The organism is Acinetobacter sp. YH12120, assembly GCF_013418795.1.
In the GTDB taxonomy this organism is placed as follows: Bacteria; Pseudomonadota; Gammaproteobacteria; order Pseudomonadales; family Moraxellaceae; genus Acinetobacter; species Acinetobacter towneri.
In genome coordinates, this window is sequence record NZ_VPBI01000003.1 from 135,926 (window position 1) to 141,925 (window position 6,000).

At 42.5% G+C, this 6,000-nt stretch carries 3 protein-coding genes and 1 rRNA gene; all 4 read right to left on the reverse strand.

Annotated features, from left to right (window positions below; genetic code table 11):
* Nucleotides 1-48: 48 nt before the first annotated feature.
* The 4 genes from FTU58_RS03615 to rrf all read right to left on the reverse strand — a co-directional run bounded on the left by FTU58_RS03615 (nucleotide 49) and on the right by rrf (nucleotide 5,996).
* Nucleotides 49-2,421 carry a YgiQ family radical SAM protein gene (locus tag FTU58_RS03615; protein WP_179989007.1) on the reverse strand — a complete coding sequence of 791 codons (2,373 nt, stop codon included), beginning with the start codon at nucleotides 2,419-2,421 and terminating at the stop codon, nucleotides 49-51.
* Nucleotides 2,422-2,615: 194 nt separating this feature from the next.
* The gene (locus FTU58_RS03620; protein ID WP_180062053.1) at nucleotides 2,616-3,824 is read right to left on the reverse strand and encodes an MFS transporter; all 1,209 of its coding nucleotides are present in this window, start codon (nucleotides 3,822-3,824) and stop codon (nucleotides 2,616-2,618) included.
* A 423-nt stretch (nucleotides 3,825-4,247) separates the two neighbouring features.
* The gene (locus tag FTU58_RS03625) at nucleotides 4,248-5,597 is read right to left on the reverse strand and encodes an MFS transporter (protein ID WP_096902259.1); all 1,350 of its coding nucleotides are present in this window, start codon (nucleotides 5,595-5,597) and stop codon (nucleotides 4,248-4,250) included.
* A gap of 284 nt (nucleotides 5,598-5,881) precedes the next feature.
* Nucleotides 5,882-5,996, reverse strand: a 5S ribosomal RNA gene (rrf, locus tag FTU58_RS03630).
* Between the last annotated feature and the right edge of the window lie 4 nt (nucleotides 5,997-6,000).

Genomic DNA, 6,000 nt, shown 5'->3' on the forward strand with positions numbered 1-6,000 from the left:
AACAAAAAAGGCGCTGCAGCGCCTTTTGATGGATCTTAACTTCAAGTACTAAGCTTTCGATTTTGGCTTAGATTTTTTGTGTGAAAATGGACGTTTTTCACCTGTTTCACGTGGCGGCAAACCTGTGTGCTGAGTCAATATTTGCCCTTTCTTCGGACGATTACTGTTCTGAGCACGATTACCACTTTGCCCCGTACGTTTTTGTGAATCACCCGCGACAGTCGAGTTTTTCTTACGTGCCGTTTGATACTGTCCATCTGTGCCTTGCGGCTGATAGGTTGGAATCAGGTGCTGTTTAGAGTTCCCGATTAAATCTGCACGTCCCATTTCTTTTAAGGCTTCACGCAACAACGGCCAGTTGTTTGGATCATGGTAACGTAAGAAAGCTTTATGCAAACGACGACGTTTTTCGCCTTTGACAATATCCACATTTTCGGTATAACGCGCCACTTTGGCCAGTGGGTTTTTACCTGTGTAATACATGGTCGAAGCGGTCGCCATTGGCGATGGATAGAAAGTCTGTACCTGATCGGCACGGAAACCATTCTTTTTCAGCCACAACGCCAAATTCATCATGTCGTAATCGGTCGTTCCTGGGTGCGCGGCAATAAAGTACGGAATTAAATATTGCTCTTTGCCCGCCTCTTTACTGAAACGATCAAACATTTGTTTAAAACGGTCATACGTACCAATACCTGGTTTCATCATCTTAGATAATGGGCCTTTTTCGGTATGCTCAGGTGCAATTTTTAAATAACCGCCCACATGATGCGTCACCAATTCACGTACATATTCAGGGTTCAACACTGCCAAGTCATAACGTAAACCTGAACCAATCAGAATTTTTTTAATACCTTTCAGTTCACGCGCTTTACGATATAACTGGGTTAAAGGTGCATGATCGGTATGTAAGTTTTGACATACGCCCGGGAATACACAAGAGGGTTTACGACAATTCTTTTCAATTTCAGGGTCTTTACAATGCAAACGGTACATATTTGCAGTCGGGCCACCCAAGTCTGAAATAATGCCAGTAAAGCCAGGCGCAGTATCCCGAATTTTTTCCACTTCACGCAAAATGGATTCTTCAGAACGGTTTTGGATAATTCGTCCTTCGTGTTCGGTAATCGAACAGAAAGTACAGCCACCAAAACAACCACGCATGATATTGACCGAAAACTTGATCATATCAAAAGCAGGGAAACGTGCATTGCCATAAGATGGATGCGGCAAACGTGCATACGGTAAATCGAATACATAGTCCATTTCTTCCGTAGTCAACGGAATAGGCGGTGCATTCAACCACACATCACGTTCACCATGCTTTTGCACCAAAGCACGCGCATTGCCCGGGTTAGTTTCTAAATGCAAAATACGGTTAGCATGCGCATACAGCACAGGATCATTCGCCACTTCCTCAAAAGAAGGCAAACGAATCACTGCCAATTCACGTGGGGGTAATTTGTGTTTAATTGCTTTTGAAGCAGGCTGCAATTGCACAATCTGGGTATCTGCATCTAGCTGATCACCTTCACGAACAATTGGATTGCTGACTACATCTTTCTGGAAATTTTGATATTGCGCGAGGTTGTTGCCCTTATCTTTTTCAATCTCACAACCGTCTAAATCTTCGGTCATCACATAAGGGTTGATGATTGGATCGACACGGCCCACGCTATCTACATCATTAGATGCAATTTCAACAAATTTGGATTTAGACGCACGGTTATGTTTATTGATAATAAATGCTGTACCACGTACATCTGTAATTTCGTGGATTTTTTCACCTTTGGCCAAACGGTGCATCACTTCAATAATCGAACGCTCGCCATTGCCGTACATCAATAAGTCGGCTTTAGAATCCATTAAAATCGAGCGACGAACTTTATCCGACCAATAATCATAATGTGCAATACGACGCAACGAGCCTTCAATCCCGCCAAGTAAAACAGGCACATCTGGAAAGGCTTCACGACAACGCTGACAGTACACCGTAGCTGCACGGTCAGGACGTTTATTCGGCTGATTGTCTGGCGAATAAGCATCATCAGAACGGATTTTACGGTCTGCGGTATAGCGGTTGATCATCGAGTCCATATTGCCTGCGGTGACGCCCCAAGCGATGGTCGGCCTCCCTAAAACCCGAAAAGATTCCACATTGGTCCAGTCTGGCTGGGCGATGATCCCGACACGAAAGCCCTGCGCCTCAAGCACACGACCAATCACGCCCGATACAAAAGAGGGATGATCAATATAAGCATCACCACAAACTAGAATAAAATCACAGGCATCCCAACCGAGCTGATCCATTTCTTCGCGTGACATCGGCAAAAATGGCGCAGGCTCAAAACATGACGCCCAATATTTGTCATAATCAAACAACGCTTTGGGTGCGGTCTGAGCAGTATAAGCAGTAGACATGGCTTGCAATTCTCGGCTGGGAAGTGGAAGATCAAAAGTCGATCAAAGATGAAAGCCGACTATTTTAGCATGAATTCCATTCATCTTGCTTGATTAAAAAACACACAAAATCAGCAAACTATTTTTATATCCTAAGTTGGTATCTGAATAAGAAAAGCATAAAGGGATAAGCCTAAAGCAATAATCCTGAATGCTTATCGCAGCGCTGTTGGTTTAATCTTTAAACGCCACGCACCATAAAGCGCCACACCCAAGACTGCAGTCATCACCCATGTCAGACCAGACCATCCCCATTGTTCCCAAATCAATCCGCTACCACTGCCGAGCAAACTTGAACCCATGTAGTAGCTAAATAAATATAATGATGATCCCACTGCACGATACTGCAGGGCTTGAATCGACACCCAACTACTGGCAGTAGAATGTGCAGCAAAAAAGGCAAAGGTAAATAACACTAAGGCAGCCAATACAACAGCTAAATGTGCAATCGACATCAACCACAATGCAATCAACATGAGGACAATCACCATAGGCAACACACGTTCACGTCCAATACGATTGCCCCAGCTTGCTGCGCGTGGTGAACTGTAAATACCCGCCAAATAGGCAATTGAAATTACCCCAATCCAAACTTGAGAAAGCTCAAATGGTTTAGCCAATAAATAATAGCTAATGTAATTGAAAATACTAACGAAACAGCCCATCAGCAAAAAGCCCTGTAAAAACAGGATTCTTAATTTACGGTCTGCCAAATTGGCAACAAAAGCATCTCTAAACCGCGAGAAGCGAATCGGATACGCTGTAAAATTTTTCGATGCAGGAAGTAACATATAAAAGGTGATTGCAATTAGTAAATTCAAACCACCAATAATTAGGGTTGCCGCTTGCCAAGATATAAAATCGACCAAGACCCCAGCAATTAAACGTCCACCCATGCCACCAATGGCCGTACCCGAAATATACAGCCCCATGGCAAAACCAATGTCTTGCTGTCGAATTTCTTCACCAATATAGGTCATGGCGACCGCAGCAACACCGCTCACAGCAATGCCAATAAAAATTCGTGTGGTTAAAAAGAATGACCAGATTGGAAGTAAGGCACTCAGAATTAATAAAATGGCAGCTAAAAATAAAGCCAAAACCATAATAGGTTTACGCCCAAAACGATCTGAAATAAAGCCTGTGAAAAGCAAACCTATCGCCAAAGCCACAGTAGAAAATGACAGCGGGAAACTACTTTGGGTTGGTGTAACCGTAAAAAAATCGGCCAAAATAGGCATCATCGGTTGCACACAGTACAAGGTCGAAAAAGAAGCGAAACCCGCTAGAAACAACGAAAAAAGAATGGCTTTAAACAGCTTAGTACCATACTGAACATGAGATGCTGCAGCTAAATCAGACATATTTACTCCAATCACGCAATCAGTATACGCCTGTTTATGGACAAAAATAAGCTCGGTATTTTATCGTTTGCTCAAAATCAGCGTCAGTATCATTCATCACTTTGTCAGTTTTTGCTTACATGCACTGAAGCAAAATGAGGCTAGGCAGTATTTTGAGCTTACGGTATTCTTTAAAGCATAAGGAGACAGGATGTTTCCCAAACAGAAAACAACAATAATAGGTTTGAGCACCAGGATCGTGAGGTACGACAGGAGTTATACCTAAACACGAAATACAAAGAAACCCCGTCAGGATGATGGGGTTTCTTTTTATCTGTGTCTTGAGTATATAACTTTATCTATCATCACTTTCTATTTACACGCCCCATAATCAAAAAGTCCCCAAACAAGGTTGAGGACTTTTGAACTTAGCACATTACAAGTTTAAGCTTTGGCAGCAACTGCTTTGCCTGCTTTAATTTGCTCAGCTTCATCTTCACTCATAATCAAGGCAACCGCAATTGCAGTGATCAACACTGGCAAACCTACTGCCATAAAGTTGAAGTGTGCAGGTAAATTCATACCCAATAAGCCGCCAATTAAAATTGGACCCACAATCGCACCCATACGACCAATGGCAGATGACCAGCCAATACCTGTTGAGCGTACCGCAAGTGGGTAATATTGTGCCACATAGCTATACAACAACATTTGTGAACCAATAGATGCTGCACCCGCCAAGAATACTAAGATGTAAAGCAAGAATTGATTAGATTGGAAGCCCATGAGGCTCATCACCAATGCACCCATGATTCCCAAGAACATCAATACAGGTTTTAAGTGGAAACGGTCTGCTAAAATACCACCACCCACGATACCAACGACTGCACCTACGTTCATCACCATCATGAACATTAAGCTGTTGTCCATAGAATAGCCTGCCGCCATCATCAGTTTTGGCAACCAGCTGCTGAGTGCATACATGGTTAATAGACAAGTAAAGAACGCTAACCAGAACAATAAAGTATTCACTGCACGACCGCGTTTGAACAAGCTCACCACGTTAGCAGCTTCAGGCACACCAACCTGATACAATTCAAAAGTGGTGTCTTCGGTAATTTTTAAATCTGGTGCTAAACGCGCTACGATTGGACGGGCTTGATCTTGCTTATTTTCTTTGACAATAAAGGTTAAAGATTCTGGCAAGAATTTCCAAATCACAGGCAATAAAAACAATGGGATACCTGCAATAAAGAACATGATTTCCCAGCCAAAACTTGGGGTAAACCATGAGCCAAGTAAGGCTGCCATTACACCACCTACAGCATAACCACTAAACATAGTAGTCACTAAGGTGCTACGCATGGTTTTAGGTGCATATTCAGAAGTTAAGGCCACAAGGTTTGGCATTACACCACCAATGCCTAAACCCGCCAAGAAACGTAAAATCGCAAACTCAGTTGGATTAGAGGCGAAGCCACCTGCAAAGGTTAAACCACTAAACAGAACGATACAGATCATGATGACTTTCTTACGACCAATTTTATCGGCCAAAGAACCAAAAATCATCGCGCCAAACATCATACCTGCCAATGCAGTACTCGCGAGCATCCCCGCCTGAACAGCACTCAAGCCCCACTCATCCATCAATAAGGGTAAAACGACCCCATTAATTGCCAAGTCATAGCCATCAAATAAAATGATCAGTAGACACCATGCCACGACATTGAAATGAAATGGTTTGAATTTTGCGTGATCGATGACATCATTCACGTTAATTGCTTGATGTGCCATTCCTCACCTCCTGTGAGTTTGTGTTTCAGTAAGCTTGAATAGCAATTTTTACAGTGAAGACTTTCATTTTTATCAGTCATCCATGTCCACTTTTGCTATTCAAGTAGATTGTGTAACTTTCACACAAAACACAAAAAATAAAAATTCAACATTAGTCTAAAACATTTTATTAATTATGGGTTTATTGTTATTTTAAACACAATAAAATGTGATTATTCTTCTTAATATTTTCTTTCCCGCATAAAAAACACCCCCAACGCTAGTTGAGGGTGTTTAGAATAATGAGCTGGCGATGACTTACTCTCACATGGGTAACCCCACACTACCATCAGCGCGAAGAGGTTTCACTTCTGAGTTCGGGAAGGGATCAGGTGGTTCACTCTTGCTATGGTCGCCAGCACAA